General features: G+C 46.4%; 16 protein-coding genes. 6 read left to right on the top strand and 10 right to left on the bottom strand.

What is annotated here, in order from left to right:
- The 6 genes from KVT36_RS23555 to KVT36_RS23580 form a co-directional block, all read right to left on the bottom strand.
- Window positions 1–1,248 carry an ROK family protein gene (locus KVT36_RS23555; protein ID WP_217605905.1) on the bottom strand — a complete coding sequence of 416 codons (1,248 nt, stop codon included), beginning with the start codon at window positions 1,246–1,248 and terminating at the stop codon, window positions 1–3.
- A gap of 119 nt (window positions 1,249–1,367) precedes the next feature.
- Window positions 1,368–2,666 (bottom strand): cytochrome c, encoded by a 1,299-nt coding sequence (locus tag KVT36_RS23560; RefSeq protein ID WP_217605906.1) that lies wholly within the window; start codon window positions 2,664–2,666, stop codon window positions 1,368–1,370.
- Window positions 2,667–2,671: 5 nt separating this feature from the next.
- Entirely contained in the window at window positions 2,672–3,244 is a 573-nt protein-coding gene (locus KVT36_RS23565; RefSeq protein WP_217605907.1) for a redoxin domain-containing protein, read from the bottom strand.
- 72 nt (window positions 3,245–3,316) lie between these two features.
- The gene (locus KVT36_RS23570) at window positions 3,317–5,005 is read right to left on the bottom strand and encodes a SusD/RagB family nutrient-binding outer membrane lipoprotein (protein WP_217605908.1); all 1,689 of its coding nucleotides are present in this window, start codon (window positions 5,003–5,005) and stop codon (window positions 3,317–3,319) included.
- Between the two features lie 54 nt (window positions 5,006–5,059).
- Window positions 5,060–8,425 (bottom strand): SusC/RagA family TonB-linked outer membrane protein, encoded by a 3,366-nt coding sequence (locus KVT36_RS23575; RefSeq protein WP_217605909.1) that lies wholly within the window; start codon window positions 8,423–8,425, stop codon window positions 5,060–5,062.
- A 417-nt stretch (window positions 8,426–8,842) separates the two neighbouring features.
- Window positions 8,843–9,208: a DoxX family protein gene (locus tag KVT36_RS23580; RefSeq protein WP_217605910.1), complete on the bottom strand. Its 366-nt coding sequence runs from the start codon at window positions 9,206–9,208 to the stop codon at window positions 8,843–8,845.
- Window positions 9,209–9,349: 141 nt separating this feature from the next.
- Here KVT36_RS23580 and KVT36_RS23585 point away from each other — a divergent pair, with 141 nt between their 5' ends.
- Complete coding sequence (locus KVT36_RS23585; protein WP_217605911.1) at window positions 9,350–9,712, top strand: helix-turn-helix domain-containing protein; 363 nt, start codon at window positions 9,350–9,352, stop codon at window positions 9,710–9,712.
- Between the two features lie 74 nt (window positions 9,713–9,786).
- Window positions 9,787–11,433 (top strand): serine hydrolase, encoded by a 1,647-nt coding sequence (locus KVT36_RS23590; RefSeq protein ID WP_217605912.1) that lies wholly within the window; start codon window positions 9,787–9,789, stop codon window positions 11,431–11,433.
- Between the two features lie 21 nt (window positions 11,434–11,454).
- Here KVT36_RS23590 and KVT36_RS23595 read toward each other — a convergent pair whose 3' ends face one another.
- Window positions 11,455–13,305 (bottom strand): transketolase, encoded by a 1,851-nt coding sequence (locus tag KVT36_RS23595; RefSeq protein ID WP_217605913.1) that lies wholly within the window; start codon window positions 13,303–13,305, stop codon window positions 11,455–11,457.
- Between the two features lie 164 nt (window positions 13,306–13,469).
- Here KVT36_RS23595 and KVT36_RS23600 point away from each other — a divergent pair, with 164 nt between their 5' ends.
- Window positions 13,470–13,619, top strand: a complete 150-nt coding sequence (locus tag KVT36_RS23600; protein WP_217605914.1) for a hypothetical protein — start codon at window positions 13,470–13,472, stop codon at window positions 13,617–13,619.
- Window positions 13,620–13,714: 95 nt separating this feature from the next.
- On the opposite strand, the gene groL is transcribed toward KVT36_RS23600, so the two are convergent.
- Both groL and KVT36_RS23610 read right to left on the bottom strand, forming a co-directional pair.
- Window positions 13,715–15,346 carry a chaperonin GroEL gene (groL, locus tag KVT36_RS23605; protein WP_217605915.1) on the bottom strand — a complete coding sequence of 544 codons (1,632 nt, stop codon included), beginning with the start codon at window positions 15,344–15,346 and terminating at the stop codon, window positions 13,715–13,717.
- 57 nt (window positions 15,347–15,403) lie between these two features.
- Window positions 15,404–15,685, bottom strand: a complete 282-nt coding sequence (locus KVT36_RS23610) for a co-chaperone GroES (protein ID WP_089916198.1) — start codon at window positions 15,683–15,685, stop codon at window positions 15,404–15,406.
- A 329-nt stretch (window positions 15,686–16,014) separates the two neighbouring features.
- Here KVT36_RS23610 and KVT36_RS23615 point away from each other — a divergent pair, with 329 nt between their 5' ends.
- Complete coding sequence (locus KVT36_RS23615; protein ID WP_217605916.1) at window positions 16,015–18,192, top strand: beta-1,3-glucanase family protein; 2,178 nt, start codon at window positions 16,015–16,017, stop codon at window positions 18,190–18,192.
- A gap of 143 nt (window positions 18,193–18,335) precedes the next feature.
- Here the strand turns inward: KVT36_RS23615 and KVT36_RS23620 are convergent, their stop codons facing one another.
- Entirely contained in the window at window positions 18,336–21,242 is a 2,907-nt protein-coding gene (locus KVT36_RS23620) for an N-acetylmuramoyl-L-alanine amidase (RefSeq protein WP_217605917.1), read from the bottom strand.
- 595 nt (window positions 21,243–21,837) lie between these two features.
- On the opposite strand from KVT36_RS23620, the gene KVT36_RS23625 reads away from it, so the two are divergent.
- Entirely contained in the window at window positions 21,838–24,024 is a 2,187-nt protein-coding gene (locus KVT36_RS23625) for a hypothetical protein (RefSeq protein ID WP_217605918.1), read from the top strand.
- A 24-nt stretch (window positions 24,025–24,048) separates the two neighbouring features.
- Window positions 24,049–24,822, top strand: coding sequence for an SDR family oxidoreductase (locus tag KVT36_RS23630; protein ID WP_217605919.1), 774 nt, complete (start codon window positions 24,049–24,051; stop codon window positions 24,820–24,822).

Here is a 24,822-nt window from a genome sequence, read left to right on the forward strand (position 1 = left end):
TTATTGCATGCCTACCAATCCATTCTGTTCATCAATGAATGCTTTGGCATTTACACTTTTACTTTTTATTTCGTACTCCCGTACTTTGCTTTCCATTACCAAGGCCACCGCCCCGATCAGCTCTGCCTGGTAGCCCAGGGTTGAAATAGCCAGCGTAGTATTGGCAGCCAGCCGCGGGATACTATGTTCATTCAAAGCCTGCTGCACAGATGCTTCCCAGAGCCTGCCGGCTAAAGCTCCCCTGCCGCTTAACACCACCAGCTCAGGGTTCATTAAATGGATCAGGATAGCCACGGCCTTTCCTATATCATAACCTGTTTGCGACAACAGCTCTATCACAAAACGGTCGCCTTTATGAACAGCGGCCACAATGGCGTCCCAATCAGCTTCCAGGTGCCCGCTGGGGTAATCGCTGCCTAAGGTAGAGGGCCGCCCGGATCTTAAGCCCTGCGCGGCTTTTTCTATCACTACCTGTAAAGAGGCTTCTGTTTCCAGGCAGCCGCTTTTGCCACAGCTGCATAATTTGTTGTTATTGAAAATGGGAATGTGGCTGAACTCACCGGCAAAACCATTATGGCCCCGGAATAAGCCGCCATTCAGGATCATGCCCAGGCCAATACCCCAGCCTATATTCACCACCAGGGCATGCTTTTTCTGCCGCGCCACGCCAAAACGAAATTCCGCCAAAGCAATAAGGCTGGAATCATTATCAATATAAACAGGAAAGCCCAGCTCCTGCGCCAGGTATTCCCGGATGGTCTTATTTTCCGTATTTAAAAAGGAATAATTGATGCCTTTTTTAGCATCTACAAAACCGGGCATCCCGATGCCGGCGCCTATGATCTTCTTTTTATCTATACCGGAGGCACTAATCACTTCGGACATTTTCTCCTTCAGCTGTATAATGGCTGCCGGGTTATCCGTAAGCGGCAGCTCAAATTTCTTAACAGGGGTAACCGTGTTATTCTGCAGGTCCATCAGCGCTATGCGGGTTACCATCTGGTCCATAGCCACTGACAGGACGTAAATGGCATCCTGCTTCATAGCATAGGTTACCGGCCGCCGGCCGCCGCTGGATGGCGCGTACCCCGATTCCAGGATAAAGCCCCCGGTCACCAGTTCATCAATTACCTTCATCACATGGGGTATGCTCTTTCCTATACGTTCACTCAGATCCGTGGAGGAAAGCTTCCCGGAGAAATAAAATTCCCTCAGGGCCAATGTTTTGTAATAATCTCTCTTTACCATATTTCAGAAACGCTGTTCTTTATTCCCGAAAAACATACAAATGACAAGGCAAAGTAAGGGCTAACTGATTGCAATTGCAAGTCAGCGCACAAACATTAACAATATTATACACGTTTTATCTATTCCAAATCAATGCTCTCATCTCCTAAATTGTATTGCGCATAAATGAGCAATAGCGTAAACATTTCATCGTCCGATCTCATACTGCCTTTTGAAAAAACATATTTTGGCGGATCACTGGGGTTAAAAGGGTTATCTTTTGTATTATCATAAATGCCTTTCATGTAAATAACAGAACCACGGGGGATCTTTACCGGCTTCTTAAACCGGTACAGCTCCTGCCAGCGAAAGTCCCACTGGGGTATTTTAACCAGGTGAATGGTATCATTGTCCGGTGTTACTACAAATGCCTCAAAAGATCTTCCCAGGTAATGCATATGCGGCCACACATATAAAAGCGATTGCTCTTCGGGCGTTTTCATTTTCAGCTCAAACGTTTTTACCTGGCCAGGAGGGATCATGAAAATGGGATCAATGTCCCGCTCACCTACCCCGCCGGAACCAATGCTGATAATACGCACCGGCCTTTTTACCGGCGCATCTTTAAAGTACATGTTAACGCCCACTATTGATTGCTCATCTGCTGCTATAGGCGCATAATGCGTGGTAAAGATCACTACTCCCCTTTCGGGAAATGTCCAGCCAAAATCATTGGGATAATATTCTGCTGAGGCCCCGGGTATCCATCCCGTGTAATAAACCATGGTTCGTTTCAGCTGGTCAAAAGCGCTCCTGTTCTGTGGCTCTTCGTCCGTATCAATGGTGCTTAAACCCGCATCCAGGTCCACACTGCTATCAGCTACACTATAAAAACCATAATTAACATGGTGTATGATCTTTTTATTGTTGGTCACAAATTCAATGGCCTCTACGCTTTTGCCGGCCGGTAGTTCAAACGGCACTTTATATTCTATAAACCTTTCCTTATTATTTCCCTTAACAGTAAACGGTATTTTGGATTTTAATACCAGGTCAGGCGCCCGGCCATTTAACAGCTTACCGGCGTTTGTATTCAGTACCGGTGCATTTTTAGGCGCTTTCCCTTTAGGCGCTTTATGATCTATCCATGCAAGAATGGCCTGCTTCTCTTCAGCTGTAAGCCCCCGCTGGTTGGCGAAGTGTGAATACGCTGTATCTGCCTGCCAGGGCGGCATATAGCCGGTGCTGATCACTTTTTTTATAAAGGGAAGCCTCTTTGTAAAATCTTCATAGTTCAATAGCGGAAAAGGGGCCGCCTCTCCGGGATTATGGCAAACACCGCATTTACGCAGCAGTATCGGTTCAACGTCGTAGTAGGTTTGTGCACGAAGCGTGGTGAATGTAAACAGGAATACTATAGTAAATAAGCGTGCTGGCATATGCTTCATTTATTGCTGATCAGGCAACCTACTGCCGTTGTTTTAAAAGGGTTCACTGTTCTATGTTGTAAAAAATTATCAATGGCGTCACGCAGATAATGGTGATCCGCCTGCCTTTTCTTTTTGCCAAGGCTCACAGCCCAGTCATCAATGGCGCCATTGTATACCAGCACGCTGTTATTATCATATAAAAAAACTTCAGGCGTTACCGTTGCCTGTGTATAATTTACCAACGCTTCTTTTTTATCCCGTACCAGCACAAAATCAACTGCATATTTTTGCTGAAAGGCTTTTATTTCATCATCACTGTATACTGATCCTGCAAAAACGCCCACAATGGCCAGGGAATCTCTTTTGTTCTTTTGTAGCTCATTCAATACAATAGTGTAATTGCGGCTCAGCGGGCAGTCCGGCGAAAGGAACACCAGGGCGGTCAGCTGCTTGTGAATGCCGGATAAGGAGAAGGACTTGCCTTCTATTGTTCTTACCTTAATGGCCTTCAGCGCATCCGCTGCCGGCTGCTGTGCATGTAATGCTCCTAAAAACAAACAGCCGCAAATAAGCAACACATATTTCATGAAAAGCTTTTTGGTTATGCATCCAGACCAGGTAAAGATACCTGATCTGAATGCATTGTATTATTCTACAACTTATTTTTTATCCCACCAAACTCTTCCCGTAATATCAGTTAAGTCGCCCAGCTCGGGATCCTTCTGCATTTCCTCAATAGACGCCCTTCTGTTAGCGTAGTTGAAATCAGTGATCGGCGGCACAAACAGGCTCCATCTTCTGGGCATAACAGCTTCTACGCCACCAGCTCTAACCTTTTCTGCCTGGTAAACCTGGCCGGTCTGGCTTGGGTAACCGGTTCTTTTTATCAACGCCCAGCATTCATAAGGATTGCGGTAGAAATTAATGAACTGCTGAATGCAGATCTGCTCTACCCCTTTAGCAGGATTATACACGATGCCCGGCGATTGCTTATAGGCTGTAACTTCATCAGCTGTTAGCGGTGTATAACCCACTACCCTTGCATCTTTTCCCCAATCATCATAATCTGCAAGGGATGCTTCAATGCCTTTATAATACCAGTCGGCTGCAGCTTCGGTAGTAATGCCCCTGGCGGCCAGCTCGGCTCTCATAAAACATACATCCGCATAGGTGATCACAGGATAGTTAACCAACCCGTCGGCTATTGAAGAATTGAATAATGCGTATTGTATGTATGATACATATGCAGTAGACCCGGTGATGTAGTTAAAATAAAACTTCTTATCAGCTTCATTAGCTGCATCCGGGCTGGTATAGCGGCCCCTGTATTCCTGGTACACCTCACCTGCTCCAATAACGCCGGAAGCCTGGAAAGTATTAAACTGGTCCTGGGTCAGCTCAACCTTCTGATAAATGTTCCGGATACGTGGATCATGATTCTTATACATGAAATCAATAGATGCCTTTTGCCCCGAAAGCCCTGCTGCCACATTATAGTTGCCTCCATTGGCTACTGTGGTGCCGGCTCTGAAGATCCAGGAAGCTGCCCGGCTGTTAATAGGCCCTACGTTATCTGCCAGCACTTCATTAATGATGGCTTTTGCAGCATCGGGCTTTCTTTTGAGCATACGCATTGCAATGCGCAATCTCATTGAATTGGCTGCCATAGCCCAGTTCAGCGCCTCTGTTCCTGCACCGAAATAATACAGGTCATACGAGCCTAATTTTTCCTGATCAGGCAAGCTTTGTTCTAATACTGCAACCGCACTTTTCAGCTGATTGTCCAGCGTATCATACAGCGCTTCCTGCGTATCATAATTAGGCGTTAATACCGGGGGAGTAGTATACCTGGCTCTAAATGCGTCTGAATAGGCAACGCTGCCCAAAAGATCAGAAACGTTAAAAGCAGCTAATACCATTGGTATGTAGGAAATGGCACGGATATGCTGATATTTTGCTTTGGTAGCATCATCCATTTTATCGATAACATTCCTCATCTCTACCAGCGTACCGCCCGCACCTATGGTTTCCCTGGAATACAGGTCCTCATAATTGTAAGGGTAATTGGAAGCTGAAATGGGCGTTTTAAAACGCGTAATAATAGCCCCGTTACCACCCAGCGGCACCCAGGCGCCGATCCAGTACTGGATATTACGGTGTATATCATAATAGGCTTCAAAGTCGTTGGTATGTATGGCAAGGGGAGCGGTAGGGAACAGCGCTTTCGCGTCCACCTGATCTACCTGGATCAGATCGGGATCTGTGTTCAGCTCCGCATATTTGTCGCGGCTGCAGGAAGTTGCCAAAAGCGTCAGCACACAAGCTGCCTGTAATAATGTCTTCCTCATAATTATATTTTAAATCCTGGTTATTACTAATTTTTACAATCGTTAAAGAGCCTGTTAGAAACTGGCGTTTACAGAAAATCCAAACTGTCTGAAATAAGGCACACCGCCGTTCTCAATAAAGGCGCCGCTGCTGGTTGAGCTCAGGTTATCCGGATTCACATTGTCCGGCGCGCTGTTATACAGGAAGAACAGGTTACGGCCTATCAGCGAAAGGCGCAGGCTGTTCATCTTTAATCTGCTGGCTACGCCAACAGGCAGGTCGTAACTAACGGACAGCTCACGCATAGATACCCATGAAGATTCAAACATGCTGGCGGATCTGATACCGCTGCTCCAGCCATAGGTACGATCATAATAATCAGAAGCTGCTACCGGCTTTACATATTTTTTCTCATAGGCATCAGCCACGGTCATACCGGAAACATCGTGCTCCTGGCCATCAGCGCTAGCATCTGCGCCTATTACAGTGCCGGGTGCAAATACGCCTACCGGTAAAATACCATCATGGCGTTCAGCTTTCAGGCCATTGTAGTCTGCGGTGCCGGTATAGCTTAAACCTCCAAGGTCCGTGGTACGGCCGGCCAGCGTATGTTTCAGCATACCGTACTGTGATCCGTAACCATAAGTGTTGGAATATACATCACCGCCAAATTTCGCATCCAGGAAAATGCTTACTGCCAGTCTTTTATAGTTAAAAGTGTTGCGGATACTGCCCAGGAAGTCAGGCATGGTAGATCCTACAACCGGATCTGATTCCTTACCTACTGTGGGGTTATAGGTACCAGCCCTCAGGTAATAAATTACCGGGGCGCCAAATTCCCCACCGGTTGCATTAAAGCCTACTACCGGCATGCCGTTCAGGCCACTTTGCATGTCAGCGCCATTACCATCTTTTGCCTGGTAGGAAGCGTAGTGATAGTTAGCGCGGATAGCACCGTAATCGCCACCCAGGTTAGCCACGGAGTAAATACCATCTCCCCCATCCAGCATCGCTGCCTTGGAGTTAAATGGTAAAGAAAGGATCTTGTTCCTGTTGCGGGTATAGTTGAACATTACATCCCAGGAGAAATTTCCTTTTTTGTAGGGTGTTCCGTAAAGGGTAAGCTCTATCCCCTGGTTCCTTACTTTACCACCATTGATCAAAGCACTTACTACACCTGATTCACGGGGTACTGTAAAGTCCTGGATCTGGTTCTTGGAATCCTGCTGGTACCAGGTAATATCACCTCCCACTCTGTTGTTAAACAATTTAAACTCAAGACCTGCCTCGATCTTAGCATTACGCACAGGCTTCAGGTTCTGGTTAGGCAATGAGTTTCCGAGAATGCCATATCTGAGAATAGGTGCTCCGGTAGCATCGTAATACAAACCATAAGCGGTATAGGAACCGGTATTGGTTTTATAGGGTGATGTACCACCACCTGCCTGCACATACGAAACACGCAGCTTACCAAAATCAAAGCCCTTGGGCATTTTAACCAGATCAGAGAATACAAAAGCCAGATCCGCACCGGGATAGAAGTAGGAATAGTTGCCATGACCATCGTTGTATACCAGCGTACTGTTCCAGTCATTACGGCCATACACGTTCAGGGTCAGATAGTCTCTGAAACCAACGCTGGCCTGGTAGAACAGGGAAGCCATTTGCAGCTCGTTCGGTTTTCCTTCGTCGATACGGGGCCTGTCTTTAGAGTTGGAAAGACGGTAAAGGTCCGGTATAATAAGGCCATTTGTTTCAGCGTAATAACCTACCTGCTTGGATTGGTTGAGCTCTCCACCACCTTGTACCAGCAGGTCAAAGTCGTTCACTTTCTTAATATAGCTCAGGCTTCCACGGTAACGGTATTGCCTTACACTATTATTGTTAACCTTATATTGACCACCTTCAAAACCGGGGTTGGTACCTCTTATCTTGGCGGTGTAATTTGTTTCAAATGCATTGATAGAAGCGCTTCCATCAAAACGAAGCCAGTTGGTAAGGTCTGCTCTCAGGTTCACACTGCCCCTGAAGTTATTTTCCTTTTGCTGGTAGTGGTTCTGGTAAATGTACCAGAAAGCGTTGGAGGCGCCGGAGATATCTCTTGGTGATATGCCACCATTTTCGGTATCTAAATAGTTATGCATCCAGTAATTAATATCGTAGTTACGTGGTACACCATAGCTTGTTGCGTACAATACGCTATTGCCCCCCTGCAAAGCAGGGTTTTCTGTACCACTTTGCGTGTAGGAAGTATTCACATCCAGCAACACTGATTTTATAGGACGGTGTGTGGCTCTGAAGCTAAAGCTGTTCCTGTCCAGGTTATTGTTTGGCGTTGCAGAGGATGATCCCAGGTTGGAATAAGAAAAACGGAAAGTGGTTTTATCATTACCACCGGAAATACCAATATTCGTATTACGGGTAACCCCCGTTTTATACAGTGACAGCGGATCATTCACGCCAGGATTATTGGCGCGGTACTGGCCGGTGATATCTTTAAACATCTGCCCTTTCATTTCAGGGCCAAAGCTGGCATAGTAATAAGTTTGATCAGTTTCCAGCGTATCATTGGTGCCTTTTATCCAATCGTCCACATGTATACCTGCGCCAAACCTGTTCTGCAGATCTACTGTTTTATAAGCTCTCTCAAACATAAAAGACTGGGTAAAAGAAACGCCCAAACCTCTTTGTGAAAAACCCTTTTTTGTTTTGATGAGGATCACGCCGTTGGATGCGCGGCTGCCGTACAATGCGGTAACAGCACCACCTTTTAACACGGAAATAGATTCAATGTCGTCGGGGTTAATGTCCTTCAGGATGTTCCCGAAATCCTGCTCACCACCACGGTTGGGCAGAATTACCTGATCGTCCATCACAATATCATCTACCACCACCAGCGGCTGGTTACCATACGGATCCAGGCTGGCGCTGCCCCTGATCTGAAACCGGGTGGATGCCTGCGGGCCGCCCACATTGGGAGTAACCTGTAAGCCGGGTACCATACCCTGTAAGGCGGAAATTGGGTTGGGGCTGGCTGTTCTCCTGATATCGTCACCGGAAACCTGGGTAACGGAATATCCAAGGCTTCGTTTAGCCCTGCTTTCACCAAAGCCTGTAACCACTACTTCATTTAATCCTTTTGTGTCCTGGTTAATAGTAACGTTAACGGTTGAACTGTTACCTACCGCTACCTCCCTGGTAGCATAACCGATTGATGAAATGATCAGCGTAGCTGAGGGGGCTACGGAAAAATGATAGTACCCGCGTTCATCGGTAAAGGTGCTGTTCCTGGTACCTTTTTCAATTACAGTGGCGCCTATCACTACTGCAGACTTGTCGTCCACAATGGTTCCGCTAATTGATTTTTTGTCCTGGGCAAGCAGTGATGTGCCGGTAAATAGCAGCAGCATCACCATGACAAAGGCATGAGATTTTCGCATTGCGCTTAATTTTAGATTTGGTTTGATAAATGCTAGTTCAATATTGGTTGATATTCAACAACTTATTAGCCGTGCTTTGCTACAATTGTCCCTCTCATAAGTATAGATCTGTTCACTGGCTCTGATAAGATTGCGTAATAACGGTATAGTCCTATTGCTCTAATTTCAACGTGGTAATTCAAAAGTATAGAAATCTTTTTAAAAAAAATAAAAAGTGTAAATTTTATTTTAGGTAGTTAGACAGGCTTTATATAGTCTTATATATTAAATTAATAAAATTTATAAAGTTGAGATAGCATAGGATAACATTTGTTGTCCAAAAAGAGTTCACAGTTAAGGGTTAAGGACTGAGGACTGAGGACTGAGGGTTGAGGGCTGAAGTTTCTGAACTTCAGCTCAAAGGTATTAACAGACTATTCATCTTTTATCCGCACCAGGCGTTTTTACCATGCTGATATAAGACACCAGCAACAAGGCTTCTAAAAACAATGGCGCCAATACATTCCCGATAGTATCTTCTACAATGGCGTGCGAAGTAGCAGCACTTACAAATAGAACCGTAAAACCGGCATAGGCCCATTCTTTAAACCGGGAGTACTTAGGGATGCTTAAAATAATTATACCAATTAGTTTCCCCGAGCCGATCATAATGGGAAGATAATCCGGGTATCCAAGATGTTTTACCGGTTTAGCCACAAACTCCATCCGGGTAATATCCGTAATGGCTGTTAAGAAAATAAGCACAAGGAAAATGACTGTGGTAATGCGATAAGTTAATTTCATAATTATAAATTTGTTTTTGCCGGGTATTGCCCTTAACCTTATGGCGGCAAAAGTAACAACGGGTTAAGGATCAAAAAATACGGCACTAGGAAGTGCGTTACACACCCGCAGGTATGTAATAGTGAAAATCAAAAAGTTAACATGAGGATTTTTTCTAAAAATGCAGAAAGTGTAGACTTCTGCCCGGTAAGGGATGTATTTGGCCGCATTGGCGATAAGTGGGCGGTTTTAGTGATGCTCACACTTGGGCAAACAGGAAGCCCCATGCGTTACCACCAGCTGCAGGAGGCCATTGGGGATATATCGCAAAAGATGCTGACCGCTACCCTGAAGAATTTACTGGATGATGGCCTGATCTTCCGGCAAATGTATCCTGAAGTTCCTCCCCGGGTTGATTATTCATTAACCACTGCCGGCCAAAGCTTACTGCCGCATTTGTATAATCTGGCGGAATGGGCCAATGAGCATATGCGGCCCGCAAAAGAGAACGGCGCAATAAAATGATATCCGCCCTGTATAAAGGAATGCAACTTTTTCCTGCGCCGGCCGTCATTGTATATAATAAGCTTCTGTGTACCATGAAAATATATTATACCCTGTTGCTGCTTTTAAGCGGCTTGCCCGGTATTGCGCAAAATACCTCCGATACCCTTTCTGCAAAAATTGATTCCCTGTTTAATATCTATGCCCGTACCAGCCGCCCTGGCGTGGCTGCTTTAATTGTAAAGGATGGAAGAACCCTGTTTGAAAAAGGCTATGGAATGGCCAACCTGGAATACGATATTCCCATTACAACCACAACGGTTTTTGATCTTGCATCTGTATCAAAACAATTCACAGGTTTTGCCATTTCAACTTTGATACAGGAAGGCAAAATATCACCGGATGATGATATCCATAAATACCTGCCTGATGTACCCCAATTTGGTAAAACCATTACCATCCGTCATCTGATCCATCATACCAGCGGATTAAGGGATTGGCCCGCCACCCTGCATGCTGCTGGCTGGCGCTGGGATGAGAGCTTCAGCTATGAGGACATTATGCGAATGGTGAAACAGCAGCGGGAGCTGGATTTTGAGCCAGGCTCGCAATATTCCTATTCCAATACCGGTTATAACCTGCTGGCAGCTATTGTAGCCAAAGTAAGCGGCATTCCATTCCCGGAATGGATTGATGCGCATATCTTTAAACCATTGAACATGCGGGCATCCCTGGTACAAAGCGATTATTCAATGGTGATCAGCCATGTGGCCAGCTCATATTATGCTAACGATAACAAATACTTTAAGAGTAATGATGCCCTTACGGCCTTAGGTTCCAGCTCAATATTCTCCACGGCTGAAGATCTGGCTAAATGGGTTATTCATTTTCAGCAGGCGCTTGAGCAAAAAGATCCCGTGTACCTAAGGATGATAGAAACAGACACGCTCAATAACAAACAAAAGATTGATTATGCCTATGGCCTGGAAGTGAGCCAGCGTAACGGCATCACAAATATTGCGCATGATGGCGGCTGGGCAAGCTTCCGCACCATTATTTCCAATTTCCCGGATCAGAAGCTTGCGGTCATCCTGCTCAGTAACGACGGTAATTTTGATGTTTATAGAAATACAAATGCCATTGCAAAGCTGTTCTTAAACGATAAAATAACATCCGGTCCAAAACGTGAAGACCTTAGTAACCTGCCCAACATTTCCGTTGATACCCTGTTATTAAAAAAATATACTGGCAGCTACCAGCTGGGTCCTGGCTGGTATGTAACTTTTACATTGGAGAACGGCCGTATAATGGTACAGGCAAACGGGGAGGATAAGTTCCCCACTGATCTGAAATCCGATTCAGTGTTATGGGTGCCGGCCTACAATTCATCTGTTACTTTCAGGGAAATAAAAGAGAAAGCAGGCGCCTTAAAATACCATGGTAGCATTGCCCCAAGGGTGATCCCGGTTAAAATTACCCCTGCGCAGCTGGATCAATATGCCGGCGCCTATTATAGCAAAGAGCTGGAAACCGCCTACCAGCTTTCTGTAAAAGATGGTAAGCTGGTTGCGCATCATATGCGTTTAGGTGATTTTACTTTTGAGCCGGACCTGGTTATTGCCGGGAAGTTCAGCAGTTACAACGGTACTATTAATTTCCTGACAAACGCACAAAAAAAGATAACCGGCTTCAGGCTTAGCAATGGAAGAATAAAAAATATACTTTTTAAGAAACAGGAGTAGTGGGGCTTACTGCCCCACTGCCTATGCCGTTACCGCACAAAGCTCCCTGACCTTTTGCGCTATATGATCTGCATCTATGCCTGCATCTTGCAGCAGCTCATCTTTTGTACCGGATTGTGAAATGTCAGGCACCGCCATTTTAATGATATGAGCGCCGGTATCTGACAGGGCTGCTGCAGCAAAATCGCCCATGCCCCCATGTTCAAAATGGTCTTCTACCGTTATCAGTAAATTTTGTTTGGTGGCATGCACACTCTCATTCAATGCAGCGGCGTCTATGGGATGTATGGAATAACAATCCAGCACCCTTATATGGATGTTTTCTTTTTCAAGCTCCTCTGCAGCTTTAAGCGCTTCAAATACTGTAATGCCGGTAGCTGCCACGGTTAGCTCATCATGATCTGAATGACGCAAAAGCTTAGAGCCGCCGATCTCAAAATGTTCATCCTTACTATATAACAAAGCGGTTTTAGGCCTTAAAGTACGCATGTAAACAATGCCGGCATGGGCAGCCATTTCCTGCACCAGGCTTGCTGTACACCAGGCATCGGCAGGCTGTAATACAACGGCGCCGGGCAATGCTCCAAACATAGCAATGTCTTCCAGCGCCATCTGCGAAGGGCCATCTTCCCCTATGGAAACGCCCACATGGGAACCTGCAAACTTGACATTGGCTTCAGATACCCGCGCCATCCGTATCTGGTCTGCAGCCCTGGTAAAAAATGCGCCGAAAGTGGCTGCAAAAGGCACCCGGCCCAACCTGGACAAACCTACCGCCACGGATACCATATTCTGTTCTGCGATATAACATTCAATGAAATGATCCGGTGTTTTCTTTTTTACATCTTCTGTGAAGGTGGAATTCATTACATCTCCGTCCAGCACATAAAGGTTTTTGTTCTGCTCCACAAGTGATGCCAATACTTCCCCAAATACTTCCCGTGTTGCGTATTCCTTGCCTTTCTCAAAACTGGTTGTTACCCGGTATTTTACGTCCGTATTTGCCGGCATCAGTTTCCCGGAAGGCTTCCTGAGCGCAAACCGCGCCTGGTCATCCACATCGCCCAATTCCTGCAGCGCTTTCTGAAGCTCGTCTTTCTTCAGGGCTTTGCCATGCCAGCCATCTTTATCTTCCAGGAAAGAAATGCCTTTCCCTTTAATTGTTTTGGCTACAATGGCGGTGGGCTTGCCGTTCTTATTATTTACCGCTTTTTCAAATGCCTGGTCAATCTCTTCATAATTATGACCATCTATGGCTATTACTTCAAAACCAAATGCCTTAAAGCGGTTCACATATTCTTCTGTGTGATGGCCGAACATAGTTGGCTGGCTTTGCGCAAGGCGGTTAATATCCAGGATAGCCACCAGGTTATCCAGCTTTTCATGCGTAGCAAAATTGGCCGCTTCCCAGATCTGTCCTTCGGCCAGCTCACCATCGCCGGTAAGTACAAAAGTTTTGGACGAAAGGCCTTCCCTTTTGGCGGTCAGCGCAAGCCCCGCCCCTACTGATAAACCCTGGCCCAGGGAGCCGGTAGCTGCCTCTGCGTAAACAAATTTAGGTACAGGATGCCCCTGGAACCGGCTGCCGAATTTGCGTAATGTTTTCAGCTCATCCAGCGGATAGGCACCGGCTACACCAAACAAGGCATACAGCAAAGGTGCTGCATGGCCCTTTGAAAGTACAAACCGGTCGTTATAATTATTCAGCGGTTCCGCAATATCATAAGTGAAATATTTCTCAAACAGCACGGCGGTAAGGTCCGCCGCAGAAAGGCAGGAGGTGGGATGTCCTGAGGTAGCTTCCGTAGTGGAGATCAGCGACCACTTACGCAACAGGCCGGCTTTGTTCTTAAACGCTGCAAACTCTTTCATATGATCATTATTTTTTAGGTATTAATACACGAGGTTGGTTATAAATATCAACCGAAAATGTTCCGCAATTATTAAGCCTTCTTAAAACGGTACGATTTTTTTGCGCCTTAATAGTAAGTGTGGAAATATCTACACGAAGCATTTTCACCCAAAACTCAATAATTATGATCAGGAAATTAAAATCAGGACAATACAGATTATACTCTGTTAAGAAAGATCCCAAAACGCACAAGCGCCGCAACTTAGGTACGTTTGATTCTTTGTCAGCAGCTAAGAAACATGAGCAGGAGGTACAGTATTTTAAACGGCATTAGGCTGTAAATGATGATGGCCGGATACCTGTGAACCGGCCAAAATAAAAAAAGCCTGCAAAAGCTTGCAGGCTTTATGCCGGTACTTGTGAACCGGATTAATAATCCATCCCACCCATGCCAGGTGCGGCCATCGCGGCGGGCTGCTCTTTTTTGGGCTTATCTGCCACCACACATTCTGTGGTAAGCAGCATACCTGCAATAGAAGCGGCATTTTCGATCGCAATCCTGGTAACCTTCGTAGGATCAATTACGCCGGCTTCAAAGAGGTTTTCATATTGCTCCGTACGTGCGTTAAAGCCATAATCCGCTTTCCCTTCCCGGATCTTTCCTATAACTACGCTTCCCTCCAGGCCGCAGTTGTACACAATTTGCCGTAACGGTTCTTCCACGGAACGTTTAACAATGGCGATACCTGTGGATTCATCATCGTTGGCGCCTTGTAATTCATTTAACTTTTCAACTGCCCTGATGTAAGCTACCCCGCCGCCAGGCACAATACCTTCCTGCACGGCCGCACGGGTTGCATGCAACGCATCGTCCACCCGGTCTGTCTTCTCTTTCATCTCAACTTCAGTGGCGGCGCCTACATACAGCACTGCAACACCTCCGCTCAGCTTGGCAAGCCTTTCCTGCAATTTTTCGCGGTCATAGTCAGAAGTAGTGCTTTCAATCTGTGCTTTTATCTGGCTAATCCTTCCGGCAATTGCATCCTTATCGCCGTATCCGCCAACAATGGTTGTATTGTCCTTATCTATGGTCACTGATTCACAGCTTCCCAGGGATGTCAGATCAGCATTTTCCAGCTTATATCCCTGTTCTTCACTGATCAGCGTTCCGTTAGTTAGCACTGCAATGTCCTGGAGCATCTCCCTGCGGCGGTCGCCAAAACCCGGAGCCTTAACAGCAGCCACTTTAAGCGTTCCCCTTATTTTGTTTACCACTAATGTAGCCAGTGCCTCCCCTTCAAGATCTTCAGCAATAATAAGCAGGGGCCTTCCTGTCTGTGCAGTCTTTTCAAGGATGGTGATCAGCTCCTTCATCGTTGACAGCTTTTTATCATAGATCAGGATGTAAGGTTTTACCAGCACCTCCTGCATCTTTTCGCTGTTTGTCACAAAGTAAGGAGATATATAACCGCGGTCGACCTGCATACCTTCAACTACTTCAACTGTAGTTCCGGTTCCCTTTGCCTCCTCGACTGTTATTACGCCTTCTGTTCCTACTTTTGCAAATGCTTCAGCAATCAGCTTGCCGATCGTATCGTCATTGTTGGCTGAAATGGTGGCCACCTGACGGATCTTTTGCACATCACTTCCAACAAACCTTGACTGTTCTTTTAGGTTTTGCACAATGGATTCCACCGCTTTATCCATCCCTCTTTTCAGGTCCATTGGGTTGGCACCGGCAGCCACGTTCCTGAGGCCTTCATTAATCATTGCCTGCGCCAGCACCGTAGCCGTTGTAGTGCCGTCCCCTGCAATGTCGGCGGGTTTGGAAGCCACTTCCTTCACCATCTGAGCACCCATAATTTCAATGGGGTCTTCCAGCTCAATTTCCTTTGCCACACTAACGCCGTCCTTTGTAATAGCAGGGGCACCAAATTTCTTCTCCAGTACAACATTACGGCCTTGCGGACCGAGTGTTACCTTAACAGCGTTGGCTAAAACATCAACGCCTTTCTTCATTTTGTTTCTTGCATCCAGCTCAAAGAAAAGTTGCTTTGACATACCTGTTTTTTTTACTGTCCACAAATAATTCGTAGTTAAATAGCTGATAATTCGCCCTTAGAGGATGGCTAAAATATCAGCTTCCCGCATGATCAACAGATCTTCTCCATTTAATTGCAGCTCTGTACCTGCATATTTACCGTATAACACGGTATCTCCTGATTTAACGCTCAACGGCTCATCTTTTTTCCCCGGGCCGGCGGCTACAATAGTGCCGCGCTGAGGTTTCTCTTTTGCGGTGTCCGGAATAATGATACCACCGGTTGTTTTTTCTTCGGCGGGTACCGGGCGAACAATGACCCGGTCATGAAGTGGCTGTGCTTGAAAATTGGTTACCATAACATTGAAATTGCATTGATTAAAAACAATATCATATAGGTGATTGTATAATCGCAGCGGCGGCCGCAACTGCTTTTTTGCAATCTCACAAGCGTTATGCCAGCGGCAAAAAATTACATTTTGTCACTGTCCGTATTGAAAAATTGACACTCCCGGATACTCAAAAATTTTACAAAGGAAAAGACCACAGCATAATTGAAGGATCTTTCCCCCTACCGGAAGCAATGCCAAATTTTCAGAAAAATGATCTCATTGATTTCACATGATAACTTACAAAAAAGTTTATTTACATTAGCAGGTGCTCTCGTTAATCTAATACCTATTGTTCAATGAAAACCAGATCTTTATCCGGGTCGTTTTGCGCCCGCATGGCCTTGCTGTTTATTGTAGTCATCTTAACCGGGAGCAAAGTACAGGCCCAAACTACCGTCCCCTTCACCTTGCGTAACAACTCAGCGTATGCTGATGGCAATGTGTATGTAGCTGTTGTAGGCATCATCAATGACAATCATGTATGGATTGACCCCAAAACCGGTGCGGTCAACCTGATGAATGTATCAAACAACACCGTGCCCGGGCCGGTGATCAACGGTAACCAGGGACCAGGCGGCAATGGCCGGTATGCTAACTGTTTTGCCAAGCTGAGTGAGATACCTAATAAGGTCATCAACATTCCCGGCATTGCAGGATGCCGCATCCTGATCTCTTTCAATTCACAGCTGTATCTCTATTTCTTCGGCGCATCCGGTTCGCCAAGTGGTTATGCAGCACCCAATCTTGCCAATCCCACGGACCCTAACCAGGGCATCCGGTTTGAAACGATTGAGCTTACAAACGCATCCAATGGTCTTTGGGTGAACACTACCCGTGTGGATAGCTACCAGTATCCAATGGGCCTTGAAGTGTGGGGCAATGGCGGCTTTTACCAAAAGGTTGGAGAGCTCATCCCCCACAGCCAGATCCTTTCACAATGGCAATCTACCGCACCTGCCGACTTTGCCGGCTGTTATGATGCTGCCAATGGCATCATCAAGTTCCCTTCAAAAACAGCGGCCTTTCAAAGCGGTGCACAGGCCAATTATTTTGGTTCTTACATTGATGCCATCTGGTCTAAGTACCAAAACGGTAACCTGGTTTTCAGCGCAGGCGATGCAGGCACCTGGAGCGGCCGTGTATCCGGAAATGTATTCACATTCACCCGGGCTTCTGACGGGCAGGTGGGCACCATCTCACGCAAACCCACCAATCTTGAAGCGATGGAAGGCAGCGGGGTTATGGCCACCGGCGGACAATGGGATAAAGTTGTGCAGGCGCAGATCTGCGCTGCCATTAACCGCCATGCCATTGATCTTACACTGGCCACCGGCGCCACACAGGACTTTTCCAGCGCATCCAAATATTACCAGACGGCTCCTTACAACTGGTATTGCAAATTCTGGCACCGCAGTGATATCAGCTACAACAGCCTGACCTATGCTTTTTGCTACGACGATGTATTTAATCATTCGTCCACCATCAATGCTACCTCCCCTCAACGCACCACTATTACCATAGGCGGTTTTTCAGGGATCACGGCAGGCGGTGCGGCCATAGCCTATAAGGATTGTAACTATACCGGTTATGCCGTAGGCCTTAACCCTGGCACTTATACACTTAGCCAGCTGAATGCGCTGGGTATTCTCAATGATGATATTTCTTCTATGAAGGTGACCTCAGGGTATAAGGTTACACTGTACAAGCATGACAATTTTGGCGGATCAACCCTTGTACTTACGGCGGACGATAATTGCCTGGTTGATAATAACATGAACGATTCAACCAGCTCGCTGAAAATAGAATCAAATACAAATACCTCCTCGATCGTTGTGCAGGCAGAAGATTACAATTATATGTCCGGCATAGCCACCGAAACAACTACGGATGCAGGTGGCGGACTGGATGTGGGATGGATAGAGGCCGGCGACTGGATGTCATACAATGTAACCATTCCTGCAACAGGTACCTACCGGGTAGATTACCGCGTGGCCAGCCCTAACGCCAACACAAGCCTGCGGCTGGAAAAAGATGCCGGCGCCACACAGCTGGGCACTGTTACCATACCTAATACCGGCGGATGGCAGAACTGGGGCAATGTTTCACATACCGTAACCTTACCTGCAGGTACTTATAGCATAGGCATTGCCACAACCACCGGCGGGTTCAATCTCAATTATCTTACCATTACCAGTGTTGCATCAGCTGCCCGGATGGCTGTGCAAACGGTAAAAACGGAAGATGGCAATACCGCCGTTACACTATCGCCCAACCCGGTGACTGAGCAATTACACCTCCGTAACAATGATAAGGTTAGAACGCTTAGCATTTATGATATAAGCGGGCACCAGGTTATGAAAGTTAAAAGCCCGGGGAACACTATTTCTGTATCCTCATTAACACCTGGTGTATATATTATTGCTATAGACCGTAAAGATGGTGTGCAAAAACAGGTTAAGATCCTGAAACAATAAGCAGCATTTAATTTAAAATAAGGAACCCGCTTAATAAGCGGGTTTTCTTTTCCATAAACCCATCTTCAAAAAAGAAGCTGCCTCAAATTATATGAGACAGCTTCTCTTCAGAAACCTCAATGATCCTGTAGCAAAGGCTAATTTTATTTAGCCACTACCAGCTTTTTGCCTTCAGATACAACCGGCAGGCCGGACAGGATGGCAATGATATAAATGCCATTCTTTAAACCGGCAATGCTCATGGAGAGCTGGTTATTCCCCTGTTGCAGCTGAACAGGTTTACGCCGGATCACAGTACCTGTATTATCGGATAAAATGAGCATGCCAGGGCGTGCCTTTGCAGATGATAAGGAGTAGCCCACTTTTACTACATCACCGGAAACCGGGTTGGGGAATACAGTAAGGTTACCGGATCCGCTTACCATGGTTTCCTTTTCATCCATTTCCAGCGCTGATGTTTTAGCCAGGCTTGCAGCAGCAATAGTGGCCTTAGGCTGCACGGTTACACCGCCCGGGTTATAATAGTGGTTCAGGATCCAGGTATACGTTTTATCACTGGCCCAGAAGCTGGAACCCCACTGGCACATCCCTCTGCCATGCCCGTTCTTGGCCCTGCCGGCGCAACGTGCGTCGGAAATGCAGGGCCATGCAGAACCGGTACCGCTGTAACCATTACCACAACCGGAATTATTATTTTCAGCTGAATATTCAGATCTGAAAATTGCGCCGCTCTTGATTAACACAACACCCGCTGTTGCTTTAGCTGCATTGATGGTAGTGCTGGCGGTTTCACTGCCCCATGCCTGGTTACAGGTAGTAGAAGCAATGTCGAAGTTGGATTTTACAGGATGTTTAACATAGTAAGCACCGTAAGAACGGTAGGCAACTGCGCCTGCCTGCAGGGAAGCTGCTTTCCAGCTGGAGATCCATTCATTATCCAGCCCGGACTGTACATATGCCTCAAGGCTCATAACCTTTACGGTAGAGCAGGTAGTACAGGAACAGCTGGTGCCTACACGGATACTGGTGGGCACTGCTATAGCCGCAAGAGAAACCGCTGCTTCTGCATCCTCCTTATCAGCAATTATACGCTGGTATTCGCTGGTCTGTTGTGCTTCATCAGCTGCTGTTCTGTCAAACATACCGTGTTTGTAGGTTTCCACTTCTTCAGCAGCCCCGTCTGTAGCAATCCGCTGGTCATTGCCCGCTGCGGTTACAGGTGTAAGCCCTGCTTTTACGGTAAGCTTATCTGCTATTAAACGGAGGTTGTTCAGCACATAAGGTTTAAAACCGGCGCCGGTGATCCGCAGTGTGGTGGTACGCGGTGTTGCGCCTTCTGCAAGAGCGGTGGCAGGCGCCGGGATAGTTATGGTAAAGAAACCATTCCTACCGGAGATGGCTGTACTGCCCTCCGCAGTTACTGTTGCACCTGCAAGCGGAATGTTCTTTTCAGTGTTCCGCACATAACCTGAAAGCACCATGTTATTGGCAGCAATTGCCTGGCGGGTGCCTTCATCATCCTGTGCCATACGCAGCGTGTTGATGCGGTCCATGTTAATGTCTGCGGCAATTTTTGTTTCATCGCCACCTTCAAAAGATGTTTCTATCGGGTCATAACCATTGGCGCTGAAAGAGAAAGTATATTTCCCTTTACCGGCGTCAAAGGAAACCTGCCCGTTCTCATCTGTTTGCAGCTGGGTAGCCTCACCATCAGACCCGGTTACGGTAACAGCCGTATTGGCAACAGCAAAGCCGGTTTCCTGGTCGCTTACTGCAATAGCTATTTGGGTAGCTGCTGCAATGGTAGCAGGATTAATTAAACCGGCGTATTTTTTCCAGTTCCAGTTAATCCCCGGATCTGTATGTGAATTACCGTCGTAGTGCTGATGGCCTTTAATGCGTACGGTCCTGGGCTGATAATTGGTACCGGAAGTAGCAGGCCCCTTAAAGCAGGCAGCTTTACTGATGCCATACCTGGTGCAGATGTTGCGTACCAGCGCGGCGGAAGAAGCGTACATGCTGCTGGTATACCATTTGGCATCTGCAACATAACCTTCATGCTCTATACCAATGGTATAGCCGTTGTGGTTTAATACATGGTACGCTTTGTCTTTTTCCCGCACCATCTGGGTCACCTGCCCGTCAGAGGAGCGGATCACGTAATGCGATGATACAATAGCGGTGCTGTTCTTAAACCAGGAAATGGTACCTGCATAGCTGCCCTGGGCAGTGTGGATGGTAACATTGGTAACGGCTACGCCCCCACGGCCTGCTGAAAAGTTATTGGCATGTGCTGCGCTGAAAATGGCAGGACCATAATCTGTACTTAAAATAGAAACGCCATCGATTGCAGCACTTTGGTCAAGAACGTTATCGGGCGATATAATTCTGTCCTGGGAATAATCTACCTGCACACCGGTGGCCTTTAATGCACGCAGTGTTTTGGCAGGGTAGATCTTTTCCAGGCTTACATTGGCCGGCGCTCTTGTAAGTGTTGTTGTGGTAAAACCTTTCTGTAAATTATCATACACATCATACGTGTACAATGAGCGGGCATATGCATTTATTGCGCTGCCATCGTCAGGAATTTCAGAAATGCTTTCCAGCACAGTGGCAAAGCTTTCAACACCTGCAGCTGCAGCCAGTTTCCGGCTGCCTGCTTCACGGCTTAAATACTTTGCAGTGGCCAGGATCTGAAGCCTTATATCGTTTTTAAATTGTTTAGTGCTGATGTTACTCAGCTTACTTACTTCCACCAGGTTATTCTTAAAATAACCTTTTCCATTTTCCACTAAACCAAATATGCCAAACCGCTCAGGCATACCCATGCAGCTGCTATGGTCATTACCTGCATGCGGCTGCAGGTTAGTGATATGTGTTGCGGAATAAGCCATCGCTTCAAGTAAACCTTTGGGGAGGCTGGGGTACTGGCGGTAAGCTTCACTGAAATAATTGTCTAACCGGGAATTACCCGCTTGTTGGGCTACTGATTGTGTACAGGGCAATAGCAGTACTACCGCCATTTTAAGCAGCAAGTGAATACGGTTCATAGGTTTTTTTTTATGATGATGGTTTGGGCGAAATGATGCTGGATCATGCTGCCTTGGCAGGCGCATAATTGCTACAGTTTCATATTTGAGGAATCCTTTTTAAATGGTTTTGAATGAATGTTTCAATAAATACAGGTTCACTATAAATGACCGGGTTGAATCAATCATATAGTAATAAAGGCAACTGGAAAAATACTACAAGGTTAAGTGTTTACTCTAATTGTTCTATCTACAGAATATTTCGGTTTCGTTTTCAAAACTAATGAAACAAATTTAAAATGTAAAAAATAATTTATATGAAAGTTGTGAAAACAACAATCCATCGAACTGTCCATTTAATTGCTCATTTAATAGAGCCCATCATTAACCAAATTCTACTTTAATGTGGAAAATGCCTTTGTACCGTACATGGATTATAATTTGTATACAGCTCTATAAATTTCATCAATCTGTAATAACATCCATGTTTTACCATGCTGCGTAATACGCGGGGATCCAGACCTGATCCGGCTTTGGCCATTTTACTACTTGAACAGTCTGGCGGTGGTAATGTTAACCAGCTTGTATTATGAGAAACTAAAACGATTAAAAATATATGTCATCCGGAATTTCTATTTGGGCTGCCAGCGCTGCAGAACAGCTGGCAAATATTTCAACCGAACCGGTGTATTCCACCACTATCAGTGATTTTCAATTTGAGGTGCATTACATGCAGGATGCGGTATGGCTGGTAGCAACCTGCTCTAACTCCGCCAGGATGGCCTTCCGCATTGCCTATGCGCCGGAAAGCATTGCGCTGGAAGAGGTAACCAATATAGAAGGCGGTATAAAAATGGTAATGAGCGCCACCATTGGTACCTACCATGCAGCAGTGAGCTTCCCGGAAGAAGGCATGCCGCTTTTACGTTACACAGTATCTTTCACTCCTGCTGAGGATACGGATATCCCCTTTTGGCCGCGCGATATTGTGATACCGGCCAACGGAAGCAGCGAGGGTAATATTCACATCAGGCAGGCAGGTACACGCTCCGGGATCATTTATGCTTCCATGGCACGCCCTGCAGCCTGCTCATTCCTGTATTTACAAAACTTTACAGCGCTGGCTGACTACTGTAATGCCACCGAAACGTCGGTAGCAGATACGGTAGGCGGTGAGTGGCCGGAGTTCGGATTTTCCTTACCCCCTACCAAGGATAAGCCATTGCCCGCTGGCAGGCAGGTAACCATTTCAGATGCCTTTGTTTGTTTTAGCAATAAGGTACCAAACGACCAGTTTGAAATTGCCACACAATTTCTGACGCAGCTGGCATCCCTGTACCTGCACCTGCCAAGGCCCGAAACGATATATCATGATTACCCGGATATCCTGGCAAAATCACTGCATGACCTGGAACACAAAAAAGGCTGCTGGCAGCAGCATAAAGGGAACGCTTATCTAAATGCATACGTGTCGGATTACAATACCCCGCCTGAAATTATGGTGCAGCTGGCAGTGCTGCTGCCCATAAGGGATTACACAGCATGGAGCGGAAACTATATAAATTTTGGCAATGATATTTACAAAAACCTGAAAACCTTTTACAATGAAGAGCTGAAAACTATTATGCGATGGCTGCCGGCACTTGAACAACAGCTGGATGGATCGGAAGAACAGAAAGCGCCAAAGGTAATGGATTCCTGGTACCTGCATCACCCCTTGCTGAACCTGTCAAGAATGGCGCTGGATGGAGATAATGTTGTAAAGGAGATGCTGATAAATTCCCTTGAATTTGCCATTAAGGTGGCCCATCACTTTAACTATCGCTGGCCGGTATTTTACAATATGGAAACCCTGGAAGTAATAAAAGCCGAAACCCAGCCAGGGATGGGAGGTGAAAAGGATGTTGCCGGACTATATGCGCTGGTAATGTTACAGGCCTGGGAGCTCACTAAAGAGGAGCGGTATCTTGAGGAAGCAAAAAAAGCTGCGCTCACACTGCAGGACTATGGCTTTGATATATTTTACCAGGGCAACAACACCGCCTTTTCTGCCGGCGCTATGCTGCGGCTGTACAAACAATGTAAAGAAGAAATATATCTTAAGCTGGCTTACCTTTGTATTGCCAACCTGTTCAAGAACGTAGCCCTTTGGCAATGCCAGTATGGCTATGGCAAAAATTTTCCTAACTTCTTTTCATTGTTTCCCCTTAATGATGCACCCTATACCGCTGTATATGAAGAGCAGGAAGGGTTTGCCGCTTTACACGATTTCCTGATGCATGCGCAGGGGCTGGAGCTGCTGCCTGCGGTCAATTTATTATTACCTGAATTCATACGTTATACGGTATACAGAGCTGCATATTATTACCCGCCTATGTTGCCGCGGGAAATGCTGGCAGACGAAACAAAAACAGGCGAATTGGATCCTACCCTTTGGATAGCCCTGGAAGATATCCATGATGGCTGGGAAAAATCCGGCGGTGTTGGACAGGAGGTATATGGTGCAGGGTTAGTTTTTGGGGTGGCGCCCCGGCATTATATAAAGATCCAGGACGAATCCTTTATGGTATTTATTGATTACCCGGTTACGGCAAAGGAACAAAACGGCAAGCAGTTGAAGTTTAAAACGCTGGGCAATAAAAAGCTCACCTGCAGCATGTGCATTGTAACTACAAACGGCACACCGGCACCGGAACTAAGTATACTGGCAGACAATGAACCGGTAAAAAGTAATGGAACCAGTGGAGGACAGCTTATCTACAGTATACATGGAAGCCGGGAAGTAAACATCACCTGGAAATAAGATCTTAATAAAAAATATAAACTTATGGAATCCTTGCAAACAGCAGCATACAATGAGCAATTAACCGGAGCCGTTGCCGGGCGTACAGTGGTTGTAACCGGCGGCACCACCGGCATAGGCCGTGCAACGGCAATTTTACTGGCCCGGCAGGGGGCCGATGTGCTGATCGCAGGTCAGGACCCGCAGCATCTTACAGACACCCTTAACAGTACCGGCCAGGAAGAGCTGAAGGGAAGCCTTACCGGTATTGTTACCGATCTTTCCGGCGAAGAGGGGATCAATAAACTCTTTAACGAAGCAGACAAGCATTTTAAAAAGCTGGACGTGCTGATAAACTGTGCCGCGCTGGCTTACCAGGGTATTGCAGATGGCAGCTATTCCGACTGGCAGAAAGTGGTTAACACCAATTTGCTTGCATATATGGCCTGCACACGCCAGGCTATTGACCGTATGCGGCCTAATAAAGAAGGCCATATTATTAACATTGGTTCCATGAGCGCAGATGTGCGGGAAAAGAACAGCTCCGTTTATGTAGCTACCAAGGCAGCCATACAGGGGTTCTCTGAAAGTGTGCGCAAAGAGATCAATGAAATGGGCATTAAAGTAACGCTGATAGAACCGGGCGCAGTGGGTACGGATATGCAGCCCGTTAGCGTACCTGACCAGCAGCAAAAAGAAGAAGATCTTGAGATGCTGAAGGCAGAAGATATTGCGGCCGCTGTGTTATATACCATTATGCAACCCAAACGCTGCGATGTAGTGGATATAAAAATACGGCCGCATTTACAGATCATCTAA

The organism is Chitinophaga sp. GbtcB8 (assembly GCF_019091455.1).
GTDB lineage: Bacteria > Bacteroidota > Bacteroidia > Chitinophagales > Chitinophagaceae > Chitinophaga.